Raw genomic sequence first — 23,337 nt, 5'->3', positions numbered from 1 at the left:
CCGCGACAGGGTGAAGCCGAAGAGGCCGTGCGGCCACGGACGGCTCTACACGCGACCGACGTCGAACCGCCATGGAAAGCCTGTGTTTCCGTGACACGCCCGCCGCACGAGTCAGCCATCCCCGCATCACGGCTCGATTGGGGGATCGATGACGGACGTCACAGCCATCGGCGAACAGGGTCGGCGCGCGCGGCGTCCGGTCAATCTCCACACCCTGCGGCGGGGCGCGACGCGGTTGCGGCTGTCGCTGGCGGCGGGCGTCCGCGCCGACGAGCCCGTGACCGTCGCCTTCGTCACCGTCGTCGCCCTGTCGCTGTATTTCGCCCTCCTGCCCGGCGTCGACATGGCGGTCAGCGCCCTGTTCTACAGCCCGGACGCGGGCTTCGTTCTGGCGGACAATCCGGTCCTGAAGGGGCTGCGCAAATCCTCGACCTGGGTGCTGGGGTTGATGCTGCTGGGCCTGATCGGGGAGGTCGTCGTATCCCTGCGCCGAAACCCGCGTCGTCTGGAGGGTTGGGGTCGTCGCGCCGTCGTTCTTCTGATCGGCCTGGTCGTCGCCTCGGGCGTCCTCGTCAACGGCATACTGAAGTCGATGTGGGGCCGCGCCCGGCCGATCCAGATCGAGGGCTTCGGCGGCGACGCCGACTTCACCCGCACCTGGCAGATATCCGACAACTGCCTGTCCAACTGTTCCTTCGTCTCGGGCGAGGGATCGTCCGCCGCCTGGATGGTGGCTGTGGTGGTTCTGATGGTTCCGGCGCCGTGGCGCCGCTGGGCCCTGCCCGCGGTCATGACCTATGCCGCCGCCCTGTCCCTGAACCGCATCGCCTTCGGAGGGCATTTCCTGTCGGACATCCTCCTGTCCTGGGCGCTGACAGGTCTGGTCGTCGCGGCCCTGCACCGGCTCGCCCTCGCCTGCCCGCGTGCGGCGCGCCAGACCCGTCGCGCCCGCCGCCGGAGCGCCGTCGCGGCCTGAGACGTGCTATGGCTCGGCCATGCCCGACCGTTTCCTGCGCTTCTGTCTTTACGTCCTGATCGCCCTCGTCCTCTCGGCGGCGGCGACCTGGGGACTGGGTCTGTTCTGGGGCGCCATCGGCGGGGGAGACCTGCCGTTGCACGGGTGGATCGCCATGGCGCTCGGGGTCGCGGGAACGGTCGGCCTGACCTGGGTCCTGATGGGCCTGGCCTTCAAGTCGCACCGCGAGGGCTGGGACGATCAGGTGGATAACAGTCTCGATCCCGGCCGAACGGAGGATCACGCCGAGCCTTGAACCCCGGCCTCGCGGCCTGCATGGTTCCGGCGAACATCGTCCGGAGTTGCCCGATGCGCCTCGCCCTTCTCGCCGTCGCCGTGATGACCCTCGGAGGCGTCGGCCTCTCCGCCTGCTCCAACCCCGGCGAGACGCCCGCTGGCGAGGCGCCTGCGGCCCCGGCCGCGCCCACGGTCCTCGGCGGCGTCGATCTCAACCAGCCGCTCCGCGCTCTCGGCACCGAGCCCTTCTGGGGCGTCGACATCACGCCGCAGACCCTGGTCTATTCCGCCGTCGACCATCCGGGCCTGACCGCGCCCAACCCCGGCCCGACGATCCAGGGCACCACGGCGGTCTATGCCGCCGCCGGTCCCGACGGCGCGACCCTGGTCGTCACCCTGATCGCCACCGAATGCTCGGACGGCATGAGCGACCGGGTCTATCCCCTGACCGCGCGCGTCGAACTGGGGTCGCAGACCCTGAACGGCTGCGCCGCCTCGGTCGCCTTCCTCGAGAGCCAGCCCCAGCCCTAGGAGTCGCCAAGCAGCGGCCCGACGCCCGGCACGCTGCGAACCGCCTCGCCCAACAGATCGCGTCCCGTCGCCGCGCGCACCCGATCGCGCGCGGCGGGCAGCAGGCGTTTGAGCGCCGCCTTGTCCACGCCCTCGTCCTTGAGCCGGTCGAGCAGGCCCATGGCCTCGGCCACAGCCGCACCGGAAACCCCGCCGGCCGAGGCCATGATCCCGCCGAACAGACCGCGCTTCGGGCGTTCGGCCGCCTTCGACCGCGCCGCCGCCTCCGCTCCCTCCACGGCGGCATAGAGGGCCGCCAGCGGTTCGCGTCCGGCGTGGCGATCCAGCAGGCCCAGCGCTCCGGTCAGGGCGGCCCTGCCCTGGGCCTCGGTCAGGCCCGCGTCGGAGGCGGCCGAGGCGGCGATGGCGTCGAAGGAAATGGCGGCTGAGGTCACGTCGAAATCTTCCATGGGTCATTTAACGGTTCTGGAACCGCGTCGGCTGCATATGGGACGGATGACCCAGCTGGAAACGCCACAGGACCTGCGTCCTCTCACCGCGCTGCGCTTCGGCGCCGCCATCTGGGTGGCCCTGTTCGCCTTCTGGCCCGACCTCGACGTCAGCTGGATGCCGAACCTGGTGGCCAAGGGCTATCTGGGGGTCGAGCTGTTCTTCGTCCTCTCGGGCTTCATCCTCTGCCACGTCTATCTGGCGGCGCACGGCGAGAAGCGGTTCAGCTATGGATCCTTTCTGTGGGCGCGGATCGCGCGGGTCTATCCGCTCCATATCGCGACACTGGTCGGCGTCGGCGTGCTCGCGTTCGGCGCGCTGGCCGCCGGGATGAGCGTCAACGGCAATATCCTCAGCTGGTCGGCCCTGCCCGCCAATATCCTGATGGTCCACGCCTGGGGCTTCGCGCCCGTGGCCGGCTGGAACCATCCGTCCTGGTCGATCTCGGCGGAGTGGTTCGCCTATCTCTGCTTCCCCGCCTTCGCCGTCGTCGCCTGGCGTCTTCGCGAGCGGCCGATCGCCGCCGTCATCGGGGCCGTGGCCTTCCTCGTCGGCCTCTACATCGTCTTCCAGATGCTGGCCGGCTTCCCACTGACCCAGGCCACCATCCTGTGGGGCGCGCTGCGGATAGTTCCCTGTTTCGCCCTCGGGTGCGCCCTCTATCTGATGCACCGCAAGATGAGCCTGCCGCGTCCCGGCTGGATCGCCGCCGGCGTCGCCGCAACCATCGCCGTCGCAGGTTCATTGTCGGCGCCGGACGCCGTGATCGTGCCCCTGTGCGGCGCCCTGATCCTGGCCCTGGCGTCCCTGCCCAACGAACGGGCCGGCTGGCTGGCGTCGAAGCCCGCCGTCTATCTCGGGGAGATCAGCTATTCGGTCTATATGGTCGTCGTGCCGTGGAAGCTGCTGGCCGTGAACGCGGCGTCGAAACTCACGGGCGGGGGCGACAAGCTTCAACTCTTCGTGTGGCTGGCCGTGTTCCTGGCCCTGCCGCTGGTCGCCGCGGTGTCCTACCATCTGGTCGAATTCCCCGCCCGGCGGGCGCTTCGCGGCATCGCACAACGACGCGCGGCCCGGGCAAAAGCGCGCACAGGCTGTCCACAGCTCGCCTGAAAAGGGGCTTTTACCCTCCGCTAACTATCGTCTAGGGATAGTGCGGGCGTAACAGTCGGAAACAATTCGAACATGACGAAACGGATCACCGCCGCGCTGGTTGCCGCTTGCCTGGGCTTTTTCGCCCTGTCTCCCGCACCTGCGAAGGCCGAGGATCCGTACTGGCAGTGCGTGACGTTCGCTCGCATGTTCTCCGGCATCAACATCTTCGGCGACGCCTGGACCTGGTGGAATCAGGCCGTTGACCGCTTCCGCACCGGCCGCGCGCCGGAAACCGGCTCGGTCCTCGTCTTCCGTCCCGAAGGCCGCATGAGCCGGGGCCACGTCGCCGTCGTCTCCGACATCCTGACCGACCGCGTGATCCGCGTGACCCACGCCAACTGGGGCGGCAGCCGCGGCCGCGTCGAGGAAAACGTCACCGTCGTCGACGTCTCGGGCCAGAACGACTGGTCCCAGGTCAAGGTCTGGTACAACCCGATCCACGACCTCGGCTCGACCGTCTATCCGACCTACGGCTTCATCTATAACGGCGCCCGCGACGCCTATGACGCCGGCCGCCAGGTCGCCGCCAACGCCACGACCAGCACGGCCCAGAACTAGCCCGGCCCCACCCACATCCGAGACCGCCCCGAATGATCCGCCTCTATCGTTCGGGCTGCGCCGCCTGCGAGGCGGTCGAGATCGACGTCATCGGCGGCTGGGATATGCCCGCCGACACCCTGTGGATCGACATGATCGAGCCCACCCACGGTGAAGACGCCGCCGTCGAGCGGGCCCTGGGCATCTCCATCCCCACCCGCGCAGAGATGAGCGAGCTCGAGGCCTCCAGCCGGCTCTATCGCGAGAACGGCGCCACCTATGTCACGGCCGACATCCTGCATCGCGGCGACGACGACCTGCCCGGCATCGACCCGGTCACCTTCGTCCTGACCAAAGGGCCGATGGTCACCATCCGCTATTTCGATCCGCGCCCCTTCACCATGTTCACCGACAAGCTCGAGCGCGAGCCGGCCCTGTGCAGCACCGGCGCCGATATGTTCCTGAACCTGATGGAGGCGATCATCGACCGCGGTTCCGACGTCCTGTCGGGGCTGGCCGCCAAGGTCGAGGGCGTCGGCACCCACGTCTTCTCCGAGGGAAAGACGGTCGGGTTCAAACATCTGGTGACCAAGCTGGGACGGGCTCACATCGCCAATTCCCGCATCGAACAGAGCCTGGCCGGTCTCAGCCGCGTCTTCGCCTTCGTCGCCGTCGACGACTGGTTCGAAGCCGCCGGCGACCCCCGAGAGCATCTGCGCTCGCTCAGTCGCGACGCCGCCAGCCTGATCGCGCACAATCAGGCGGTCGCCTCGGGCATCAATTTCCAGCTGTCGGCCGCGCTGGGACTGATCAACATCGAGCAGTCGTCAATCTTCAAGATGTTCTCGATCTTCACAGCGGTGCTGATGCCGCCGACCCTGATCGGCGCGATCTACGGCATGAATTTCGACCACATGCCCGAGCTGCGCTGGATCGAAGGCTATCCGATGGCCTTGGGTCTGATGGTGATCTCGGCCGTCGCCCCGCTTGTGTATTTCAAGCGACGGGGCTGGATCTGAAGTCGAGGGATTAGGGACTAGGGATTGGGGACTAGAAGGCGCGGGCGAGGAAATCTGATCCCAAGTCCCTAATCCCCAGTCCCTCTCCTACCACTCCGGCTTGATCGACAGCTGGAACGCCACCAGGCCTTCGGAGACGTCGTTGTCGATGCCGTGACCGGTCATCCCCTCGGCCTCGATCTCGCGATAGACGAGGCCGAACGAGCCCTGCATGTCGCCGCGACGCAGGGCCACCCCGACCGAGGCGTCGCCCAGGAAGGATCCGCTGTCGCGGCTGTAGCCGGAACGCGCATACTCTCCATCGCGATTGCGCGCGAAATTGTAGCCGACGGCCGTGCCGGATCCGGCGGCGTAGATGTACCAGCGCGCCCGCTCGCCGAAGGCCTGCGAGCCTTCCGGCAGGATACGGTCCGCCGTCGAGCCGATCCGCAGGGTCGCGCCGGCCTCGGCCGTGCCGCCCCGGTCGCCCGCGCCGATCCCGAGGTGGGGCGTCAGCGTCACCTCGAGGCCCGAGGCCGTATAGCCGCGCGCCGTGGTCCAGCCGCGCGTGTAGCTGACCTCATAGCCGTCGGCGTCGAACATCGCCTGATCCATCGGCGTCGGCGGAACGGGAGAGCCGTCGGCGCGGCGCAATTCGCCCCGAGTGCGCAGGCGCAGACGATCGCTGAACCCGTCGCCCTCGCGCCAGACGTCGCGCGTCGTGGTGGCGGCGAAGGGATTCTGCTCATCGATCGGCGCATAGTCGGTCGCGAACTCCAGCGCGGGGCCGAATTCCCGGCCCGCGGCGACATTGAAGCCGGCCTGGCGGTTCAGCTGGGCGGTGATGCTGGCGGAGGTTTCCTGCTCGGTGTCGGACCAGTTCTGGTTCACCCACGTCTGTGCGCCCGCCGGAACGGCCATGGCCGCCAGTGCGATTACGCTCAGAACAAATGACCTCAGGTAGATCAACGGTCCCCTCACAGTCCGTTAACAGGCCTTACCCTGCACCGGATCAGGACGGAGTCCAACCGCGTTTTTGCGACACCTTCCTGACATGATCGCCCAACGCGACTTTGACCGCTCAGGTTCCCCTGTCGGGCGTGTGAGGAGGGTTAAGGAGTCGAAGGGGTGGCTGGTGGTTCGTGACTGGTGGCTGGGACATCGTTGGGACGGCGAGAGCGAACCTCACCAGCCACCAGCCACCCATCACCGCGTCACTGGCAGGCCAGGCACTCTTCGTAATCGGTCGGGGCGGCCGAGAAGAGGTCGGGCTGGTTCGGATCGACCTCGGCCTCGACCTTGTCCTCGGCGCCGGCGAAGGCCGCGCGCTGCACCGACTTGGACCGCAGATAGTAGAGCGATTTCACGCCCTTCTCCCAGGCGGACCAGTGCAGCATGTGCAGGTCCCACTTGTTGACGTCGCCGGGGATGAACAGGTTGATCGACTGGGCCTGGCAGATTTCCGGCGAACGGTCGGCCGACAGTTCGACGACCCAGCGCTGGTCCAGTTCGAAGGCGGTCTTGAAGATCCCCTTCTCGTCGTCGTTCAACATGGTCAGGTGCTGGACCGAGCCCTCGTTCTCGAGGATCGAGTTCCACACCGCGTCGGTGTTGGCGCCGTAGCCCTCGAGCAGCTTCTCCAGGTACGGGTTCTTGACCGCGAACGAGCCCGACAGGGTCTTGTGCGTGTAGATATTGGCCGGGATCGGCTCGATGCCCGCCGAGGTCCCGCCGCAGATGATCGAGATCGAGGCCGTCGGTGCGATGGCCATCTTGTGGCTGAACCGCTCCATGATGCCGCGCTCGGCAGCGTCCTCGCAGGCGCCCTTCTCTTCGGCCAGCTTGACGCTGGCCTTGTCGGCCTCGCGACGCAGGTGTTTGAACAGGCGCATGTTCCACGACTTGGCCATGGCGCTCTCGAAGGCCACGCCCTGCGCCTGCAGGAAGGAGTGGAAGCCCATCAGGCCGAGACCCACCGAACGCTCGCGCTTGGCCGAATAGACGGCGGCGGCCATTTCCGGCGGCGCGCGGGTGATGAAGTCCTCCAGGACATTGTCCAGGAACCGCATCACGTCCTCGATGAAGCGGGGCTCCTCGCGCCACTCCAGGAACATCTCGGCGTTGACCGACGACAGGCAGCAGACGGCGGTCCGGTCGATGCCCAGATGGTCGGGGCCCGTGTGCAGCATGATTTCCGAGCACAGGTTCGACTGCTTCACCTTCAGCCCCAGCTCCTGCTGGTGGCGGGGCATCTGGCGGTTCACCGTGTCGGAGAAGATCAGATAGGGCTCGCCGGTCTGCAGGCGGATCTCGAGGATCTTCTGCCACAGCGAGCGGGCGTCGACGTAGCGCAGCACCTCGTCGTTCTTGGGCGAGCGCAGGCCGAACTGGGCGCCGGCCTTCACGGCCTCCATGAACTCGTCGGTGATGTTCAGGCCGTGGTGCAGGTTCAGGGACTTGCGGTTGAAGTCGCCTGAAGGCTTCCGGATTTCCAGGAACTCCTCGATCTCCGGGTGGTGCACGTCGAGATAGACCGCCGCCGAACCACGACGCAGCGAGCCTTGCGAGATCGCCAGCGTCAGGGAATCCATCACGCGGATGAAGGGGATGATGCCTGAGGTCTGGCCCGCGCCCTTGACCTTCTCGCCGATGGAGCGGACGCCGCCCCAGTAGGTGCCGATGCCGCCGCCGTTCGAGGCCAGCGAAACGTTCTCGTTCCAGACCCGCTGGATGCCGTCGAGCGAGTCCTGCACCGAGTTCAGGAAGCAGGAGATCGGCAGGCCGCGGTTCGCGCCGCCGTTCGACAGCACCGGCGTCGAGGGCATGAACCAGAGCTTCGACATATAGTCGTAGACGCGCTGGGCGTGGTCGGGGTCGTCGGCATAGGCCGTGGCGACGCGGGCGAACATGTCCTGATAGCTTTCGCCGGCCAGCAGATAGCGATCCTCGAGCGTCTTCTTGCCGAAGTCGGTCAGGAGATCGTCGCGGGTCCGGTCGAGTTCGAGGCTGCGCACCACCTTCAGATGGGGTCGATCGGACGCCGGCGCGACCGAAACCGCCCCGAATTCCGCCGTTTTCAACGCTTCGCCGCCAGCCATAATCGTCATCGCCCTGAACTAAAATCGAAGTGAAGCCGCCCGCGCCCTGACCACTGCATCTAGTGGCCGAAGCGCTCCCCGGACCAACATATGGGGCGCAGATGCCTAACCAATGGTCAACGGGCTTGACGGCCGAATTCGTCCCGAATCACCCCGTCACGGGGGATGACCCTGTGCAAAAGCAGGCGACAGCCGTGCGACGCTCCTTTGTGACAGGATTCACGAAGCCGTGATCGGGAACAGTGACCCAGCTTGACCGTTAGCGACCGATGCAATCTTCCGACCTCGTCCCTTTTCTGCGCCGTGCGATAACCGTGGCGCGCGCCGAATTCGCGGCCCTGGGCGCCCTGGCCATCGTCACCCTGGGAATCATGACCTTCGTCGAGATCGCCGACGACATGACCGAGGCCGACGGTCAGGCCTTCGACCAGATGGTCCTCCACTGGATGCAGCCGATCGCCGGCCAGCCGCGGGGTCCGTGGTGGCTTCACGAGGCGGCAGCCGACATCACCTCGCTCGGCGGCATCGCGGTCCTGACCCTGTTCGCCATCGTGGCCCTGGGGATGCTGCTGATTCTCAGGAAACGCCTGTCGGCCCTCCTGCTGGTCGTCGGCCTGGCCGGGGGCGTCGGCCTCAGCGAAGGCCTGAAGGCCCTGTTCGGGCGCGAGCGTCCGCCGGCGGCCTATCAGGCGGTCGAGACGCTGAACGCCAGCTTCCCGTCTGGCCACGCCCTGTTGTCCACGGTCTTCTATCTGACGGTCGCGGTGATGATGACGCGCGCCTTCCCGAAAAGGCGGCTCAAGGCCTATGTCCTCGGCGTCGGCATGGTCTTCGCCCTTCTGGTCGGACTGACCCGCATCTACCTCGGCGCCCACTGGGCCTCGGACGTCATGGCCGGCTGGTGCGTCGGGGCGGCCTGGGCGATGGTCCTGTGGCTGGTCAGCTATGCGGTCGAGCGCAGGCAGACCGTCCGCCACGCCCATCTGGTCGACGAAACGGCGGTCGTCGAAGCCTGAAATTTCGTTAGGCCCGCACTGGCCGAAAGGGTTAACATCCCCATCAACCGACCGCCCGGGGGCTCGCCCGCCACCCGGTCCTGCGGCAGGAGGCTTTCATGATCGGTCTGATGTTCGCCCTGCTCGCCAGCCCGGCCGTCGTCGAGACGCAGGCGATACAGGCCACGCTGCAGTCCTGCGCCGAAGAAAACGGCCGCTATGTCTGCCGCTATGCGGTGCCCGACATCATGATCGTGCCGATCGAGGGATCGAACATCGTCGCCGACGCTCCGTCAGTGGTTCTCGGCAACGGATCCAGCCCGGAGGCGCCGTCGCCCGAAACCCTTCCGCCGGCCCCGTCGTCCACCGTCATCGGGCCCGCAGCCCCTCCCGTGGCTCCGAGTGCCGCCCCGGCGGTCGCTCCCGCGACAACGGCCGCCGTCGATCCCGGCCCGATCCGGCCGATCGACGCCGGCGTCCTGACCGAGCGTGAATCCCAACTCGTCTCGCGCTGCGCCGACGCCGGCTGGGTGTCGCTGTGCCTGCCCGACGACCGCCGCGCCGCCCGCACCCTGCGGGACAGGCAGGAGGCCTATCTCGCCGTTCGCCGCGAGGTCACCCGGTTGCTGAGCGACGACGACTGCGACGCCGCGGTCAAGGCCGCGCTCGACGGCGGCTACCTCGGACTGGCCCGTGAGACGCGGGATTATTGCAGGGCGCCGGCGGCGGGCGCCGGGCTCGCCTCCGCGGCGGCCAGGCCCGCCCCGGTCGAAGCCGGCGAAGCAGTCAAGGCTGAAGAACGGGTTGAGGACTAGGCGCTTTTTACCTCGTCGCGGCCGCGGGACCGGACCAGCGACCATGGGTGGTCAGGCAATCGTTTGCGAACACGCCGGATGAGCCGGTTGAGAGGCTGCGAAGGAGACTCCGATGAACTTCTCCGATCAACGACTGGACGGGGCAGAGTTCAGAAACTGCTCTCTGGCGAACGCCATCTTCGATGACGTCAATCTCTCGGGCGCGAAGTTTACGAACGTGAACCTCTCCGGTCTCTCGATCGAGAACGCGAACATCAAGGGCTTGAAGATCTTCGGCTATGACGTTGAAGCCTGGCTCAAGGCGCAACTCGCAAAGGATGGATGCCACCTCGACTGAGCCGAGCGGCGTCAAGATCCGCAAGGGTCGATCGCAGACTGGCCACCAGCATCGCCCCAACGAAAAGGGCCCCGGCGTTTCCGCCGGGGCCCTTCGTCATTTCAGCCTGAGCCGACTTTAGTGACCCGGGGTCACCGGCGTGCAGGTGGTGCCGTCGGCGCAGTCCGAGAAGTGGACTTCCGGCGGCTCGACCAGGATTTCCGACGGACGGACGTGAACGTCCGGACGCTGGACGTAGATCTGGGCCGGCGCGATGCGGATCGGCGGCGCATCGACGTAGACCGGAGGTCCGTCGATGTAGATGGTCGGGCCGGCGACGTTGATCGGGCGACCGATCACGCGGATGCCCGGCGACGACACGTGAATGGCGGGTCCCGGGTTGTTGATCGGCGGGCCCCAGCCCCCCGGTCCCGGCCAGCCGGCGCCGCCGCCCGTCCAGGGGCCGTAGAAGTCGACGACGCGCGTGCACGAGCAGGGCACGTCGCCATAGTGCGGCGCTTCGGGACAGCCATGACCGTCCGCCGGCGCCGCGGCGCCGGAGATCAGCATGGCGGCCACGATCGATGTGATCGGATCCATGTTCAGCTCCCCTCAAGTCCTTGCGAGACCTCGCTATTTCCCCTTTCAGGCGAACTCTGAAAAAGGCGGGCGAGCCGCCTGATCACGGTTATATTAACCTTTTCCAGCTGTCTACCATCCACGGTCCCGCTTGCCGTCCGGTGTGGCGAACGCTACACGCGCCGACCATTTCTGGTGTCGCCTTGCAACCTTTTCTGACTTCGACCGTGTTGGTCGCCCTGGCGGAAATCGGGGACAAGACGATGTTGCTGGCCATTGCCCTGGCGGCGACATGGCGGCGTCCCGCTCCAATAATCCTCGGCATCCTGGCCGCTACCCTGCTGAACCACGCCTTCGCCGCCCTGGCCGGGACGCTGGCGGCCCAGTATCTCGACGGCCCCTGGATGAAGTGGATCGTCGGCGTCGCCTTCCTGGGCTTCGCGATCTGGGCCCTGATCCCCGACACCCTCGACGTCCAGGACGAACAGGGGCCGGAAAAGACCTTCACCGGCGTCTTCTGGACCACGACCGCCGCCTTCTTCCTCGTCGAGATGGGCGACAAGACCCAGATCGCGACGGCCGGCCTGGCCATCCGGTTCGAGAACCTGCCCCTGGTCGTGGCGGGCTCCACCCTCGGCATGATGCTGGTCAACGGCCCGGCGGTCCTGCTGGGCGAGGCGACCGCGAAGCGGCTGCCGCTGAAATACATCCGCATGGCGGCGGCAGCGGCCTTCGCCGCGACCGGCCTCTGGGTGCTGCTGGCCGCCTGACGGTCAGGCCTGACCAGCGGTGACGCCGGATCGTCCGGCCATCATTGCGTTAACCCCCATGTGGCATGACCAGTTGTCGTGCGGCAGGGAAAGACACGGATGCAAGGACGCTGGCGGGTTTTCCGCCATGAAGCAGGACGCGAGGCCGGCCCCCCGGCCTGGGCCTATGTGGCGCTGTTCTGCGCGAGCCTGCTCATCGGCATGTGGAGCGCGAAGACGTTCGGCGCGGTCGTCATGTGGCCCGCCAACGGCATCCTGCTGGCCGCCTTCCTCCAGCTGCGTCGCCGCAAGGCCCTCGCCGTCCTGACCGTCTGTTTCGCGATCAATCTCGTCAGCAACGTCGTGCGCGGCGACCCCATGCCCTTCCTTTGGCTCAACGCCGTCCTGAACGTCACCGAGGTCGTGATCGCCGGCATCCTGGCCCGCAGGGTCTGCGGCGCGGCCCTGGACCTGCGCCGCCCGCGTCGTCTGGCCTTCTTCGCCGTCGCCGCAGTGACCCCCGCGGTCCTGTTCTGCACCCTGGTCATCGTCGGTGTGGCGGCCATGCTGAACGACTATTCGACAAGCCTCTATGTCTTCACCGTGCAGCGCTACTTCGCGATGGAGGCCATCGGCCTGCTGACCATCACGCCGACACTGCTCCTGCTGGCGCGCCGCCACCGGTTCGCCGACACCGGCACAGTCGCGAACGCAAAAGAGACCGTCGCCCTGTTCAGCCTGCTCACCGTGGCGACCCTGGTCGTCTTCTGTCAGTCCAGCCTGCCGATCACCTATCTGATCTTCCCCACTCTCCTGCTGCTGGTCTTCCGCGTCTCGACGACGGGTTCGGCCGTGGCCGTCCTCCTGGTGACCCTGATCGGCGGCCTGGCCACGGTCACCGGCCACGGCCCCGCCACGCTCCAGAGGCTCGCCGCCGATCCGGAACTGGCTCACATTCCCGATCTGGTGCGCCAGCTGAACGTCTTCTACGGCTTCCTGCTGACCCTGATCGCCGTCGCCCTGCCGGTCTCGACGATCGTGTCCGAACGCCGGCGCATGGTCCTGCGGCTGGAGACGCGCACCCTCGCCGCCCAGGCTGCGCGACGTCAGGCGGAAGCCGCCGACGCGGCGAAGTCACGGTTCCTGGCCCTGATGAGCCATGAGATGCGGACCCCCCTGCATGGCGTCGTGGGCTATGCCGAGATCCTGTCTCGCCGATCGGGCCTGCCCCGGGAGGCCCGCCATCAGGTGGAGGAGATCCAGCGGTCCGGCGCGGCCCTGCTGACCCTGGTCGAGGACCTGCTCGAGGTTTCGCACGGAGACGCGGGCGGAGGGCCGGAGGCGATCGACCCCGCCGGTCTGCTGTTCCAGGTCGTCGCCGCCAGCCACGACAGCGCCGCCTCCAAACGCCTGCCCATCCACATTCGCGTCGAGCCGGGCGCAGAGGGTCCGCTGCTCGCCGATCAGCGCCGTCTGCGCCAGATCCTGCACCGGTTGGTGTCCAACGCCGTCAAGTTCACGGCCGGAGGCGAGATCGTCGTCAGCATCGCGCGGGAAGGCCCCCTGACCGTGTTCCGGGTCGCCGACACCGGCCCCGGCATCCACCCCGACCTGATCCCGACCCTGTTCGACGCCTTCGTCCAGGCCGACGATTCCATCAGCCGCGCCCACGTCGGCTGCGGCATCGGACTCGCCGTCGCGCGTCGTCTGACCACGGCCATGGGCGGCCGGATCGAGCTGGAGAGCACCTCGTCCGACGGCTCGACCTTCGTGGTCCGCCTGCCTCTGCCGCTGGCGGACGAGGACGCCGCGACCGACGTCGCCGGGCCGGCCGGCGCCGGGACCGGGGGCGCAGCCCGTGTCCTGATCGTAGACGACCATTCGACCAACCGCGAGGTGGCCCGGCTGATGCTGGCTCCGCTGGGGTGCGAGATCTTCGAGGCCGTCGACGGCATCGAGGCGGTGGAGATGGCCTCGGCCACACCGTTCGACCTGATCCTGATGGACGTACGCATGCCGCGCATGGACGGCCTGGCCGCCACCCGGGCGATCCGCGCCCTGGACGGGGCCTTCGCACGCACCCCCATCCTGGCGGTCACCGCCGACGCCATGCCCGAGGACGCCGCCCGCTGCATGGCCGCCGGCATGGACGGCCACGTCGCCAAGCCCCTGACCCACGCCAGCCTGTTCTCGGCCATCGACGCCGTCATGGGCGAGAACGCCCAAGCGATCGAGGAAGCGGCGGCCTAGAACCTCGCCTCAGTCGGCGTAGTCGCCCTCGAAGGCGAACCGCCTCGGCCAGAACTCCGCCAGTTCGGGAAGAGCGTCGACCCGGCGCGCCACCTCCCCCAAACGCGGCGCGACCGCGTGGAACCTCGCCCGCAGCGGCCGCCAGCGGCTGACCACGGCCACATAAAGGTCCAGCACCGACACCTCGTCGCCGAACAGGAACGGCGCGGCCGGCGTGATCTGGCTCTCCATCACCGCCCAGCAGTCGGAGATCCGGTCCAGCGTCCGCCGATCCATCTCGGCCTGCGCCCGCGGATCGTCGCCGACGAGGCGCGAAGGCACGTCGCGCACCCAGTACATCGAATAGATCGAGGCCGGTATGAAGCACATCCACCGCAGGAACTGCGCTCGACGGGGGTCGCCCGGCAGCGGCGCCAAGCGCGCCTCCGGATGCCGTTCCGCCAGCCAGATCAGGATTGCCGCGCTCTCGGTGATCGTTTCACCGTCAGGGGTGACCAGCACGGGCGTCTGCCGCATCGGATTGTGCGGAGCCATCCGCCGCCGCTCTTCCTCGGAGGCATAGGTGACGATCTCCTCCACCCGGTACGGCGCGCCGATCAGGGTCAGCGCCGCCTCGACCGGAACCGAACCCGACCCTTCCGCCCCATAGACCAGATACTCGCCCGTCACCGGCCCCTCCCGCGTTTCGGCCACCCTATACGAAGAACCCCGCCGCCCGGAGGGGGGCGGCGGGGCGAGCGGGCCATGCAGGGCGCTCAGCAAACCGAGACCCCCGACGCTCGGCCGGCTGATGGGAAAACCCCCGTTCGTCGGGTGCGGTTCCGGGTCGCGCCCCCGCATCGCCACTTGCTCGCCGGGGCGGGGCGTGAAAAAGCGATGTCGCGGCCCCCGGGGGGCGGCCGGCTTCATCGACGGAATAACATGCTGAAATCTCCGGCCATCCGCTATCTCGGCCTGTTCCTTATCCTGACCGTCGCCCTGTTCAGCGTCCTGGCGACGCCCTGGGCCGAGCGTCTGTTCGTCGGTCCGTTCACGCGCGGCCTGGTCCACGCCTGCGCCTTCCTGATCGGCCTGTTCGATCACCGGGTCGTGGCGGACGCCGCCATTCTGCGCTTCACCGACGGGCACGGGGCGGTTCAGGTTCTGGCCGGCTGCAACGCGGTCGAGGTCTGCGCCCTGCTGACCGCCGCCATTCTCGCCTTCCCGGGAAAGATCAAATACGGCCTGATCGGAGCGGTCGCCGGAGTCTTCGCGCTTCAGGCCATCAACCTCCTGCGCATCATCAGCCTGCTGTACCTGTCGCGCGGGTCGCAGGAGGTGTTCGAGTTCTTCCACAACTATGTCTGGGACGCGATGATCGGGCTCGAGGGCCTGCTGATCTTCTTCTTCTGGACCCGCTGGCAGGCGCGCCGCGAGGCCGCCGACCGGGTCGTCGAGGAGGCCGCGGCATGAGTGTTCTGTCCCGCTTCGCCGCCCGCACGCCCGAGGAGGTCGCGCGCCGCCGGTTCGGCATCTGGGCCGGCCTCGCCCTCGTCATCCTGCTGCCGCTCTGGTGGATGTGGGGCGCCGACGTCGTCGCCGGGCTTCTGCGTCCCCTGGTCGGCCTCGTGCTGCGCCTGTTCGGACTGACCGGCCGCATCGACCTGCTGGAAGACGGCGGCTGGTCCATCGGCACCCACCTGACCCAGGGCGGGGAGCCCATCAACTACGGCATGTCGAAGGAGGCGCTGCGTCGCCTGCTGCTCGGCTTCCCGTTGGCGCTGGCCTTCCTGAGCGCCCCGCCGCGCCCCGTGCGGCCCTGGCGCGCGGCGGCCATCTCGATCCCGGTTCTGTGCCTGGTCTTCTGCGTCTGCGTCGGCCTGGTCGTCTGGGGCGAGCTGGCGCCCATGCTCGAGCCCGATCTCGCGGGGGCCGCCATGACCGTCACCACCCGCCCCGACCAGCCGCCGCTGCCGGGCTTCGTCTCCCAGATCGTCATCGTCGGCCGGGCCATTTCCCTGTCCGTCGCCACCCTCATCACGGCCCTGATCCTGTGGGCCGCACTGAACCCGGCGGGCATGAAGACCCTGGTCGCCGAGATCAAGGACTAAGTCCGTCCCGGGCTCAGGACGGATCGGGCGCGACGTTGGCCGACGCCGCCGGGCACAGGATGCGGAAGGCGGCGGTCAGCACATAGCCGCCCCCTGCGCCCGAATAGTCCCGGATGTCTCCCGAGGCCCTATCCTGCCAGACCGGCATGACCTTGCCGTCCTCGGCCTCCTCGTCCCGCACCCAGAGCGCGTCGCTCCCGTCCGAGACTGTCCGGGCGATGCAGTCGGCGGTCATCCGCTCGTCCGGCTGATCGACCTTCTCGGCCGTACATTCGGCGATCGCCCCGGCCGAGGGGGTCTCGCCGCCTCTCATGTCGAGGCAGTAGTCGTAGTTGTCCTGGGCCGTGACATGGCCGGTCAGGATGGCCGAGGCGGTGTCTGCGCCCTCGACCGAGGTGATCACAGCCCGCGGCACGTGATTGCCGAAATAGAAATATGCGACCGGCGCGGCTGTCCCGGTCGGCGCCGCGGGCGCGGCCCTCCCGGGCTCCGTCGTCTCAGCGGCCGGTTTGCAGGCGGCCAGGGCCAGGACGGCGCAGGCGGCGACGAGGGCGTGTTTCATCATGGATCCCGACATCGGCCGGACGCGGCCTGACCCGACCCTCGCCCCGCTCGACCGTCCGGGTCAACCGCCCGTTTCCGACCGGTGGTCGCCGGTCGAAATCCCCGATGTTCGACAGGGGTTTAGCTTGCCTTTGCCGCGCGACTCTCATCTAACTTGAAGCGTGACCGCGTCCTGCAGGATGTCCGCACGCCGGTGGTCAGCACAGTACGGCGTCCCGCTTGTCAGTATCGCGTCTCCCGCCCGTCCCGCCGCTGGCCGTCGCCTGGTCCGTGTCCTCCGACCGCCAGACCAACGCCTTCGAAATCTATCGCGCCTCCATGCGCGACCTCTACGCGATCCGCGACGTCGCACAGACGCCCGGCGATCCGTTCTGGAACCACACCAGCGTCTTCCGCTTCGGATCCAGCGTCCTGGGTCGCGGCCAGTCCGCCGGCCAGACCTTCGAGCGGGATGCCGACCGCATCCGTCGCTCGGGGCTGGATCACGTCAGCGTGGTCGTCAATCTGTCGGACGGCGTCGGCGATTTCGACGGCCTCTCGACGACCATGGGCGCCGGCTCGGTCCAGTTCCGCGATCTGGCCCGTCCGTCCCGCTCGCGCACCAGCGAGGTCGACATCCTCAACCTCATCTGTCCGCGCGACATCGTGCCGGGCTGGCTGCTGAGCCGGTCGTTCCACGGCCTGACCCTGGCGGGCGACAGCGCCGGGGGCCGGCTGATCGCCTCCCACCTCGCGACCCTGGCCATGGTCGGCCACGAGATCAGCGAGGACCAGGGCATCGCCGCCGTGGACGCCACCTTCGTCATCGCGGAGCGGTTCATGGGCGGCGACGTCCGGCCTTCGCCGATGCAGAACGACGCCATCCAGCGCACCATCCGCCGTCGCGCTATCCAGATGTTCGACCTGGCCCTCGCCCGCGGACAGACCCCGGACGTGGGGCAGGTCGCGACCGCCGTGGGCGTCTCGCGCAGCAGCCTCTATCGCGCCTTCGCCGACATGGGCGGGGTCCAGACCTATCTGCGCAACCGTCGGCTGGACCGGCTCTACGCGGCCCTGCGCTCGGGCGAGGCGAATCCCAAAACCCTCGGCGATATCGCCCGACGCAACGGCTTTTCCTCGGTCGCCGTGTTCGAGCGCGACTTCCGCGCCCGCTTCGGCCTGGCGTCCGCAGAGGTCACGCCGTCCCGCCTCGCCCGGACCGGCTCCTCCGCCGATGGCACGGACGCCGCCCGCCTCGACTTCGCCGCCCACGATGTCTTCATCGACTGGCTGCGCGTCGGCGAGCCGCTCTGACCGGGCTGCACGGGCCTTTGAACCAACAAGTCTTTCGACGTCCCAAACTTGGGACGTCGAGGGACCATACGACGTTGACCCCCGCGGAAATGACCGTTCAGAACGTCGTGCCTCGGCGGTTGGTCAGGGCTTTCATCGCCTTGGAGGCTCACCTGTTGACCTGTTCCACCCGGAAGTCGTCGGCGACAATGCGCGCCTGGGCGCGCGCCGTTTCGATCGCCGCCGCGCTTGGCGCATGCGCCCTCCCCGGCCTGGCTCAGGCCGCGAACTACGTCGTGACGACGACGGCGGATTCCGGCGCGGGCAGCCTGCGAGCGGCCATCACCTCGGCGAACGCGGCCCCGGGCGCCGATACCATCAGCTTCGCGGCGGGCGGCCAGGGCATCATCACCCTCGCCAGCACCCTCCCTGCCATCACCGACAGCCTAGCCATCGACGGCGTCTTCGGCCTGGTCACCATCGACGGCGCCAACAGCTACCGCGCCTTCGTGATCAACGGTCCGATCACCGTCACCCTGTCCAATCTCATCATCCGGAACGTCCGGGCGGTCGGCTCCAACGGCGGCGTGGGCATGCCCTACGGCGGCGGGGGCGGGGGCGGCCTCGGCGCCGGGGCCGGCGTCGTCGTCGGGACCGGCTCTCCGACGGTCGCAATCATTTCCACGACGTTCAATACCGCCGCAGTCGTCGGCGGCAACGGCGGGTCGATCCCCGGAAGCGGCGGCAACACCGGCGGCAACGGCGGGGATTCAGGCTTTGCGGGCTCGGCCGGCGGCATCGGCGGAACGGGTTCCGGCCCCACCTCGACCGCCGGCGTCTTCGGCGGCGGCGGCGCAGGCGGCGGCTCGTCCTTCTCTCCGGGCGCGAACGGCGTGGGCGGCGGCGGCGGCGGCGGCGGCTTCAGCAATGCGGGCGGGACCTCCAGCTTCCTCGGCGGCACGGGCGGTGCTGCGAGCACCATGAGGGCGGGCGGCGGCGGGGGCGGCGGCGCGGCGGGCGCGGCCGTTTTCGCCTTCACCGGCACGGTGACTTTCACCAACAGCGGCTACTCCGGCCTCAGCGCGACCGCCGGGGCGGGCGGTACGAGCAGTTCCAACTCCGGAACGGCCGGGGCCACGGGGTCGCTGCCCAGCTACGCCGCGCCGGGCGCAACGATCACGGGATCCTTCACCGCCGGTCCGGCGACGCCGACAGCGACCGGCCCGGTCCCCGTCCCGACCCTGTCGGAATGGGCCATGATGCTATTCGGCCTGATCCTCGCAGGCGGCGCGGCCCTCTATATCCAGCGGCGTCAGATGGCGGTCTGACCGGATCACCGAAATGACAGGCGGTCCGGCGGCGTCGTGAGCCCGGACCGCCTGCTCTCGCCGGCCGGCGAGACGCATCCGTGGTCAGAAGGCGTCCAATACGCGCGATCCAGAGGCGACGCCCGAACAAAAGCCGGCCCGAGGCGGCGGGCCGTTCGGAACAGTTGCCGCTCATGCTTTTGAAGTAAAAAGTCTTTCGCCGTCCCAAACTTGGGACGTCCTGTGTACGGTCGCGGCATTGACCCATGTTCGCGGGCCGGCGCTAGGTCTCGTCTTCATGGCGTAACCCCATGACTTTTCAAACGACGTGGGGGAAACCGTGTCCAAGATACTTCATGCGCTCGCAAGGACGCTCATCGTCCTGTGTCTTACGGCCTTCGCCGCGCCGACGTTGGCTTCAAACGTCCTCGTGGTCGCTACGACATCCGACAGCACCCAGAATGCGGCGTACACACGACTGAACACACTGCTGGTCGGTCGCGGCGACACCGTCACCCAGGCCCTCACTACGCCCGCCAACCTCGCGCCCTACACCATCATCTACGATCTTCGGGTGATCGCGCCGACGAGATCGGGCGCTGAACTGACCCAGTACGTGGGATTCCTGAACGCCGCGCCGGGCAACGTTCTTTTTCTTCTCGGTGAAAACGTAGGCTACGGCGGCGCCGGCAACGCCCCTATTTCCGCATTCATCACCCAGGCCGGCGGCGGGACGGTCGCCGTCCCCGCCACCAGCACCACGGGCGCTCAAACCCTGACGCCCGCCTTCAACACGCCCAACGCCGTCGGGACGGTGCCGTTCAATCTTGCTGGCGTGGTCACTACCACGGGCACAGGCGCGTTCGGAGCCACGCTTCCGGGCGGGGTCACGGGATCGGTTCTCAGCTTCTCGCCCGGAACCCTTGCCAACGCCGCGACGGGCGCCCTTGTCGTCGTTTACGACATCAACTTTCTGTCTTCCGACGCCGCCGGATCGAACGGAGGCAGGTTCGCCCAGAACCTGGTGAACTATGTCGCCGTGGGCGCGCCTCCGGTGGCCCCGGCGGCGCCCGTTCCGACCCTGTCGGAATGGGCCATGATCCTGTTCGGCACGCTGCTGGCCGGCGGTGCGGCCCTCTACATCCAGCGTCGCCAGATGGCGATCTGACCGGATCATCGAGGTGACAGGCGGTCCGGCGGCGTCGTGAGCCCGGACCGCCTGCTCTCGCCGGCCGACGAGACGCATCCGTGGTCCTGAAGGCGTCCAACAAACGCGAGCCGGAGACGACACCCGGAGAGAGAAGCCGGCCGGTAGCCGCCGGCTGTTCCGCCTGTTCATGGACTGGTTCGGCCGGGGCGGCCGCGCCTCCTGTCGGACGCCGTTGGCAGGTCCGCGCAGACTTTTGAAATAACAAGCCTTTCCACGTCCCAAACTTGGGACGCGCAATGTACGCCGGCGACGTTGACGTTGGACCCTGGACCTGCGCCGAGACTACCGGACATGGCGACCAACCCATGTTCAACACTCGTGGGGGCCCATGATGCATACGTTCGACACGCTGATCCTTGACGTCCGGGCTTTCGCCGGGCGGATCGCGCGCACTCTCTCCTTTAAACATCTGACGGTCGTTCTCGGAGCCTCCGCCGTCCTCGGCGTGATGGCCTGCCCGGCGGAGGCCCAGGTCTCCCAGGCGGAAGCCAAGGTCCTGTCGTTCGTCGGCAGCGTGAACCAGTCGTCCGTGGTTTCGCTCACCGCGGATCCGCGCACACAGACGACGGGGTGGACGGGGGCGACCTACAGCGCCACGAACGGCGTCGTGGTCCAGGTCGCGCCGGGCACGTTCAGCGTCGGCTTCGGCTCCTTCATTCCCGGCAACTACACGGGCCCCGGCGCCCACTACCTTCATCGCGTCGTCATCACGGACCAGAACGGCGCCGTGATCATGGACGAACCCTTCGACGGCTGGACCCAGACCTCCACGACGACCACCGGAAACATCACGCGGGCGACCTACACAACGGCGTCCGGACGGGTCTGGGGCTCCTACGAGAACGCCCCGACGATCTATCAGGGCTATGGTGTCGAGTTCACCCAGGTCAACACCGGGGGCGACATCGGCATCGTCTATCCGATGGACGGTTTCGGACCGTTCTCGGTGCTGACCCGGACCGTCATCACCGTGCCTCCCGGCACGACGGAACTGCGGATCAACGTCGACTGGCGTTACAATGTGAACAACAGCAGCGGCGCCGCCCGGACCTTCACCGTCGGCTTGCGCGAAGGCGCGGCCCCGCCCGAGGACCTGTTCTCCTTCAGCGCCCCGGTCGTCCAGCCCGTCCCGACCCTGTCCGAGTGGGCGATGATCCTGTTCGGCACGCTGCTGGCCGGCGGCGCGGCCCTCTACATCCAGCGCCGCCAGATGACGGTCTGATCGACCTCGATCGCGATCGATGAAGCGGCCCCGCTGGAGACGGCGGGGTCGTTTTCATGTCGAGAATTGACCGACGTGCGGCGCGGATCGACCCAGGACGCCTTTGAATTCAATGCGCGGCTCTGACGAAAGCCTTTATCCGCGCCCTGGTCTGAAACGGGGTGACACTGTCGGCATGACCCATGCCGATGCTCGACAGCCCCGCTCCGCTGAAACCTGGAACCAGATCCGCGCCGACTTCATGGCCGGCGTCAGCGGGCCCGTGCTCGCCGAACGCTATGGCGTACCGCTACGAACATTGCGCCATCGGGCGGCGACCGATGGCTGGCGTCGTCAGGACGACGATCCGCAGACGCGTCGCGACGCCGTCGTGGAGGCCGATCCCGAGCTGGCCGAGGTGCTGGAGGACCAGGGTCTGGATCAGTTCCGTCTGCTGTTCCAGCCCCAACCGGACGTCCTGCGCCGGTTCGCCTTCCGCAAGGCGTCGGAAGAGGCGGCCATGGATCGGCCTCAGCAATCACTGGTCTGGTTGCGGGTCGCCGAACGGCTGGAGCGTTGCGGTGACCGTATCGACGCGGAAGCGCCGCTGTTCCGGGACATCGACCATCTGCGCGCCGCCTATCTGCGACGCGTCGGCGACCGCCCCGATCCCTCTTCCGAACCGCCCGATGCGGATGAGGATGACGACGACGATTGCACTGTCTTGCACTCCGAATTCGACGAACAGTGCAAAACCATCCCCCGTTCGACACAAGATGTTGATGCTGGGGATCGTTAACCATCAACCAGTAGCTTTCGGCGTGATTCTGGGGTTCAGTGGCTCCAGTCCTCTTTCCGCGCCAGTTGCCGAGCCCTCCCATGAACGCCCACACGATCATCACGCCCGCCAAAGCCGGCCTGCTGACCCCCTCGGCGGCCTACAAGCCGTTCCGCTATCCGTGGGCGTTCGACATGTGGAAGAAGCAGCAGCAGGTCCACTGGATGCCCGAAGAGGTGCCGCTGGGCGAGGACTGCAAGGACTGGGCGGCAAACCTGAACGACAAGGAGCGCAATCTGCTGACGCAGATCTTCCGCTTCTTCACCCAGTCGGACATCGAGGTCGCGGACAACTACATGGAAAAATACGGTCGGGTGTTCAAACCGACCGAGGTGAAGATGATGCTGTCGTCCTTCGCCAACATGGAGACGATCCACATCGCCGCCTACGCCCTGCTGCTCGAGACCATCGGCATGCCCGAGAGCGAGTTCGGCGCCTTCATGGAATACGAGGCCATGCGGGACAAACATAACTACATGGGCCAGTTCGGGGTCGAGACCGACGCCGACATCGCCCGGACCCTGGCCATGTTCGGCGGCTTCACCGAAGGGCTGCAGCTGTTCGCCTCTTTCGCGATGCTGATGAACTTCCCGCGCCAGAACAAGATGAAGGGCATGGGCCAGATCGTCAGTTGGTCGGTGCGCGACGAGAGCCTGCACTGCGACGGCATCATCAAGCTCTACCACGCCTTCAACGCCGAGACGGGCTGCGTCACCCCCGCGGTGGCCGACGACATCGTCCAGTGCTGCGAGACCGTGGTGGGTCTGGAAGACAAGTTCATCGACCTGGCCTTCGAGGCCGGCGACGTGAACGGCATGACCCCCGAGGACATCAAGCAATACATCCGCTTCATCGCCGACTGGCGCCTGCGCCAGCTGAAGCTGCCCGAGCTCTACGGCGTGAAGGAGAACCCTCTGCCCTGGCTGCAATCGCTGCTGTCCGGCGTCGAACACGCCAACTTCTTCGAGGCCCGCGCGACCGAATACTCCAAGGCCGCCACCACCGGCGCCTGGCATGGCGCCGAGGGTGTCTGGGGCGAGTTCGACAAGATGATGGCCCGCCGCGACATGAGCATGGTCGCGGGCTGACCG

At 67.7% G+C, this 23,337-nt stretch carries 25 protein-coding genes; 19 read left to right on the top strand and 6 right to left on the bottom strand.

Annotated elements, in window-relative coordinates; translation table 11 throughout:
• Window positions 1-148: 148 nt before the first annotated feature.
• Genes ACQY68_RS02880 through ACQY68_RS02870 form a run of 3 tightly spaced genes read left to right on the top strand, consistent with a single transcriptional unit; the run spans window position 149 to window position 1,783 of the window.
• On the top strand, window positions 149-976 hold the full coding sequence (locus tag ACQY68_RS02880) for a phosphatase PAP2 family protein (protein WP_428151520.1): 828 nt from the start codon (window positions 149-151) through the stop codon (window positions 974-976).
• 19 nt (window positions 977-995) lie between these two features.
• Window positions 996-1,271 carry a hypothetical protein gene (locus tag ACQY68_RS02875; RefSeq protein ID WP_428151519.1) on the top strand — a complete coding sequence of 92 codons (276 nt, stop codon included), beginning with the start codon at window positions 996-998 and terminating at the stop codon, window positions 1,269-1,271.
• A 53-nt stretch (window positions 1,272-1,324) separates the two neighbouring features.
• Window positions 1,325-1,783: a COG3650 family protein gene (locus ACQY68_RS02870; RefSeq protein WP_428151518.1), complete on the top strand. Its 459-nt coding sequence runs from the start codon at window positions 1,325-1,327 to the stop codon at window positions 1,781-1,783.
• Here ACQY68_RS02870 and ACQY68_RS02865 read toward each other — a convergent pair.
• Window positions 1,780-2,217, bottom strand: coding sequence for a hypothetical protein (locus ACQY68_RS02865; protein ID WP_428151517.1), 438 nt, complete (start codon window positions 2,215-2,217; stop codon window positions 1,780-1,782). The two genes, ACQY68_RS02870 and ACQY68_RS02865, sit on opposite strands and share 4 nt — an antisense overlap.
• Window positions 2,218-2,278: 61 nt before the next feature.
• On the opposite strand from ACQY68_RS02865, the gene ACQY68_RS02860 reads away from it, so the two are divergent.
• The 3 genes from ACQY68_RS02860 (at window position 2,279) to ACQY68_RS02850 (ending at window position 4,983) form a co-directional block, all read left to right on the top strand.
• Window positions 2,279-3,385, top strand: a complete 1,107-nt coding sequence (locus ACQY68_RS02860) for an acyltransferase family protein (RefSeq protein ID WP_428151516.1) — start codon at window positions 2,279-2,281, stop codon at window positions 3,383-3,385.
• 72 nt (window positions 3,386-3,457) lie between these two features.
• On the top strand, window positions 3,458-3,985 hold the full coding sequence (locus tag ACQY68_RS02855; protein ID WP_428151515.1) for a CHAP domain-containing protein: 528 nt from the start codon (window positions 3,458-3,460) through the stop codon (window positions 3,983-3,985).
• A 32-nt stretch (window positions 3,986-4,017) separates the two neighbouring features.
• A complete protein-coding gene (locus ACQY68_RS02850; RefSeq protein ID WP_428151514.1) occupies window positions 4,018-4,983 on the top strand; it encodes a magnesium transporter CorA family protein in 966 nt (321 codons plus the stop codon).
• Window positions 4,984-5,070: 87 nt separating this feature from the next.
• Here ACQY68_RS02850 and ACQY68_RS02845 read toward each other — a convergent pair whose 3' ends face one another.
• Window positions 5,071-5,883 (bottom strand): lipid A-modifier LpxR family protein, encoded by an 813-nt coding sequence (locus ACQY68_RS02845; protein ID WP_428151513.1) that lies wholly within the window; start codon window positions 5,881-5,883, stop codon window positions 5,071-5,073.
• 293 nt (window positions 5,884-6,176) lie between these two features.
• Entirely contained in the window at window positions 6,177-8,069 is a 1,893-nt protein-coding gene (locus tag ACQY68_RS02840) for a ribonucleoside-diphosphate reductase subunit alpha (protein WP_428151512.1), read from the bottom strand.
• Between the two features lie 305 nt (window positions 8,070-8,374).
• Here ACQY68_RS02840 and ACQY68_RS02835 point away from each other — a divergent pair, with 305 nt between their 5' ends.
• The 3 genes from ACQY68_RS02835 (at window position 8,375) to ACQY68_RS02825 (ending at window position 10,207) form a co-directional block, all read left to right on the top strand.
• Window positions 8,375-9,076, top strand: a complete 702-nt coding sequence (locus ACQY68_RS02835) for a phosphatase PAP2 family protein (protein ID WP_428151511.1) — start codon at window positions 8,375-8,377, stop codon at window positions 9,074-9,076.
• Window positions 9,077-9,174: 98 nt separating this feature from the next.
• Window positions 9,175-9,870 (top strand): hypothetical protein, encoded by a 696-nt coding sequence (locus ACQY68_RS02830; protein WP_428151510.1) that lies wholly within the window; start codon window positions 9,175-9,177, stop codon window positions 9,868-9,870.
• A gap of 112 nt (window positions 9,871-9,982) precedes the next feature.
• Window positions 9,983-10,207: a pentapeptide repeat-containing protein gene (locus ACQY68_RS02825; protein ID WP_428151509.1), complete on the top strand. Its 225-nt coding sequence runs from the start codon at window positions 9,983-9,985 to the stop codon at window positions 10,205-10,207.
• A 117-nt stretch (window positions 10,208-10,324) separates the two neighbouring features.
• Here ACQY68_RS02825 and ACQY68_RS02820 read toward each other — a convergent pair whose 3' ends face one another.
• On the bottom strand, window positions 10,325-10,786 hold the full coding sequence (locus tag ACQY68_RS02820) for a hypothetical protein (RefSeq protein WP_428151508.1): 462 nt from the start codon (window positions 10,784-10,786) through the stop codon (window positions 10,325-10,327).
• A gap of 182 nt (window positions 10,787-10,968) precedes the next feature.
• Between ACQY68_RS02820 and ACQY68_RS02815 the strand changes: the two genes are divergently transcribed.
• Both ACQY68_RS02815 and ACQY68_RS02810 read left to right on the top strand, forming a co-directional pair.
• The gene (locus tag ACQY68_RS02815; RefSeq protein ID WP_428151507.1) at window positions 10,969-11,535 is read left to right on the top strand and encodes a TMEM165/GDT1 family protein; all 567 of its coding nucleotides are present in this window, start codon (window positions 10,969-10,971) and stop codon (window positions 11,533-11,535) included.
• A gap of 99 nt (window positions 11,536-11,634) precedes the next feature.
• A complete protein-coding gene (locus ACQY68_RS02810) occupies window positions 11,635-13,764 on the top strand; it encodes a response regulator (protein ID WP_428151506.1) in 2,130 nt (709 codons plus the stop codon).
• Window positions 13,765-13,773: 9 nt separating this feature from the next.
• Here the strand turns inward: ACQY68_RS02810 and ACQY68_RS02805 are convergent, their stop codons facing one another.
• The gene (locus ACQY68_RS02805; protein ID WP_428152575.1) at window positions 13,774-14,433 is read right to left on the bottom strand and encodes a glutathione S-transferase family protein; all 660 of its coding nucleotides are present in this window, start codon (window positions 14,431-14,433) and stop codon (window positions 13,774-13,776) included.
• A 252-nt stretch (window positions 14,434-14,685) separates the two neighbouring features.
• On the opposite strand from ACQY68_RS02805, the gene xrtH reads away from it, so the two are divergent.
• Together xrtH and ACQY68_RS02795 are read left to right on the top strand one after the other, a co-directional pair.
• Entirely contained in the window at window positions 14,686-15,216 is a 531-nt protein-coding gene (gene xrtH, locus ACQY68_RS02800) for an exosortase H (protein ID WP_428151505.1), read from the top strand.
• The gene (locus ACQY68_RS02795; RefSeq protein WP_428151504.1) at window positions 15,213-15,854 is read left to right on the top strand and encodes an exosortase H-associated membrane protein; all 642 of its coding nucleotides are present in this window, start codon (window positions 15,213-15,215) and stop codon (window positions 15,852-15,854) included. Before xrtH ends, ACQY68_RS02795 begins: the two co-directional genes overlap by 4 nt.
• Window positions 15,855-15,867: 13 nt before the next feature.
• Here ACQY68_RS02795 and ACQY68_RS02790 read toward each other — a convergent pair whose 3' ends face one another.
• Window positions 15,868-16,416, bottom strand: a complete 549-nt coding sequence (locus tag ACQY68_RS02790) for a hypothetical protein (RefSeq protein WP_428151503.1) — start codon at window positions 16,414-16,416, stop codon at window positions 15,868-15,870.
• Window positions 16,417-16,637: 221 nt separating this feature from the next.
• Between ACQY68_RS02790 and ACQY68_RS02785 the strand changes: the two genes are divergently transcribed.
• From ACQY68_RS02785 to ACQY68_RS02760, 6 genes are all read left to right on the top strand, one after another.
• Window positions 16,638-17,711 carry a helix-turn-helix transcriptional regulator gene (locus ACQY68_RS02785; RefSeq protein ID WP_428151502.1) on the top strand — a complete coding sequence of 358 codons (1,074 nt, stop codon included), beginning with the start codon at window positions 16,638-16,640 and terminating at the stop codon, window positions 17,709-17,711.
• Between the two features lie 155 nt (window positions 17,712-17,866).
• A complete protein-coding gene (locus ACQY68_RS02780) occupies window positions 17,867-19,018 on the top strand; it encodes an IPTL-CTERM sorting domain-containing protein (protein ID WP_428151501.1) in 1,152 nt (383 codons plus the stop codon).
• Window positions 19,019-19,337: 319 nt separating this feature from the next.
• A complete protein-coding gene (locus tag ACQY68_RS02775; RefSeq protein WP_428151500.1) occupies window positions 19,338-20,165 on the top strand; it encodes an IPTL-CTERM sorting domain-containing protein in 828 nt (275 codons plus the stop codon).
• A gap of 373 nt (window positions 20,166-20,538) precedes the next feature.
• A complete protein-coding gene (locus tag ACQY68_RS02770; protein WP_428151499.1) occupies window positions 20,539-21,429 on the top strand; it encodes an IPTL-CTERM sorting domain-containing protein in 891 nt (296 codons plus the stop codon).
• Window positions 21,430-21,604: 175 nt separating this feature from the next.
• Window positions 21,605-22,207, top strand: coding sequence for a hypothetical protein (locus ACQY68_RS02765; RefSeq protein WP_428151498.1), 603 nt, complete (start codon window positions 21,605-21,607; stop codon window positions 22,205-22,207).
• 80 nt (window positions 22,208-22,287) lie between these two features.
• A complete protein-coding gene (locus tag ACQY68_RS02760; RefSeq protein WP_428151497.1) occupies window positions 22,288-23,334 on the top strand; it encodes a ribonucleotide-diphosphate reductase subunit beta in 1,047 nt (348 codons plus the stop codon).
• Window positions 23,335-23,337 lie beyond the last annotated feature (3 nt).

This window comes from Brevundimonas sp., assembly GCF_965278935.1.
In the GTDB taxonomy this organism is placed as follows: domain Bacteria; phylum Pseudomonadota; class Alphaproteobacteria; order Caulobacterales; family Caulobacteraceae; genus Brevundimonas.
Note: the sequence above shows the minus strand (reverse complement) of the source record. Positions and strands in the feature narration are given on the sequence as shown.

Bases quoted from the DNA above. Each gene is read 5' to 3' on its own strand.
- ACQY68_RS02845 (WP_428151513.1), bottom strand. From the start codon at position 5,883: ATGGCCGTTCCGGCGGGCGCACAGACGTGGGTGAACCAGAACTGGTCC.
- ACQY68_RS02850 (WP_428151514.1), top strand. From the start codon at position 4,018: ATGATCCGCCTCTATCGTTCGGGCTGCGCCGCCTGCGAGGCGGTCGAG.
- ACQY68_RS02860 (WP_428151516.1), top strand. From the start codon at position 2,279: ATGACCCAGCTGGAAACGCCACAGGACCTGCGTCCTCTCACCGCGCTG.
- ACQY68_RS02820 (WP_428151508.1), bottom strand. From the start codon at position 10,786: ATGGATCCGATCACATCGATCGTGGCCGCCATGCTGATCTCCGGCGCC.
- ACQY68_RS02770 (WP_428151499.1), top strand. From the start codon at position 20,539: ATGCATACGTTCGACACGCTGATCCTTGACGTCCGGGCTTTCGCCGGG.
- ACQY68_RS02765 (WP_428151498.1), top strand. From the start codon at position 21,605: ATGACCCATGCCGATGCTCGACAGCCCCGCTCCGCTGAAACCTGGAAC.
- ACQY68_RS02840 (WP_428151512.1), bottom strand. From the start codon at position 8,069: ATGACGATTATGGCTGGCGGCGAAGCGTTGAAAACGGCGGAATTCGGG.
- ACQY68_RS02855 (WP_428151515.1), top strand. From the start codon at position 3,458: ATGACGAAACGGATCACCGCCGCGCTGGTTGCCGCTTGCCTGGGCTTT.
- ACQY68_RS02795 (WP_428151504.1), top strand. From the start codon at position 15,213: ATGAGTGTTCTGTCCCGCTTCGCCGCCCGCACGCCCGAGGAGGTCGCG.
- xrtH (WP_428151505.1), top strand. From the start codon at position 14,686: ATGCTGAAATCTCCGGCCATCCGCTATCTCGGCCTGTTCCTTATCCTG.
- ACQY68_RS02760 (WP_428151497.1), top strand. From the start codon at position 22,288: ATGAACGCCCACACGATCATCACGCCCGCCAAAGCCGGCCTGCTGACC.
- ACQY68_RS02825 (WP_428151509.1), top strand. From the start codon at position 9,983: ATGAACTTCTCCGATCAACGACTGGACGGGGCAGAGTTCAGAAACTGC.
- ACQY68_RS02790 (WP_428151503.1), bottom strand. From the start codon at position 16,416: ATGAAACACGCCCTCGTCGCCGCCTGCGCCGTCCTGGCCCTGGCCGCC.
- ACQY68_RS02880 (WP_428151520.1), top strand. From the start codon at position 149: ATGACGGACGTCACAGCCATCGGCGAACAGGGTCGGCGCGCGCGGCGT.
- ACQY68_RS02830 (WP_428151510.1), top strand. From the start codon at position 9,175: ATGATCGGTCTGATGTTCGCCCTGCTCGCCAGCCCGGCCGTCGTCGAG.
- ACQY68_RS02870 (WP_428151518.1), top strand. From the start codon at position 1,325: ATGCGCCTCGCCCTTCTCGCCGTCGCCGTGATGACCCTCGGAGGCGTC.
- ACQY68_RS02875 (WP_428151519.1), top strand. From the start codon at position 996: ATGCCCGACCGTTTCCTGCGCTTCTGTCTTTACGTCCTGATCGCCCTC.
- ACQY68_RS02810 (WP_428151506.1), top strand. From the start codon at position 11,635: ATGCAAGGACGCTGGCGGGTTTTCCGCCATGAAGCAGGACGCGAGGCC.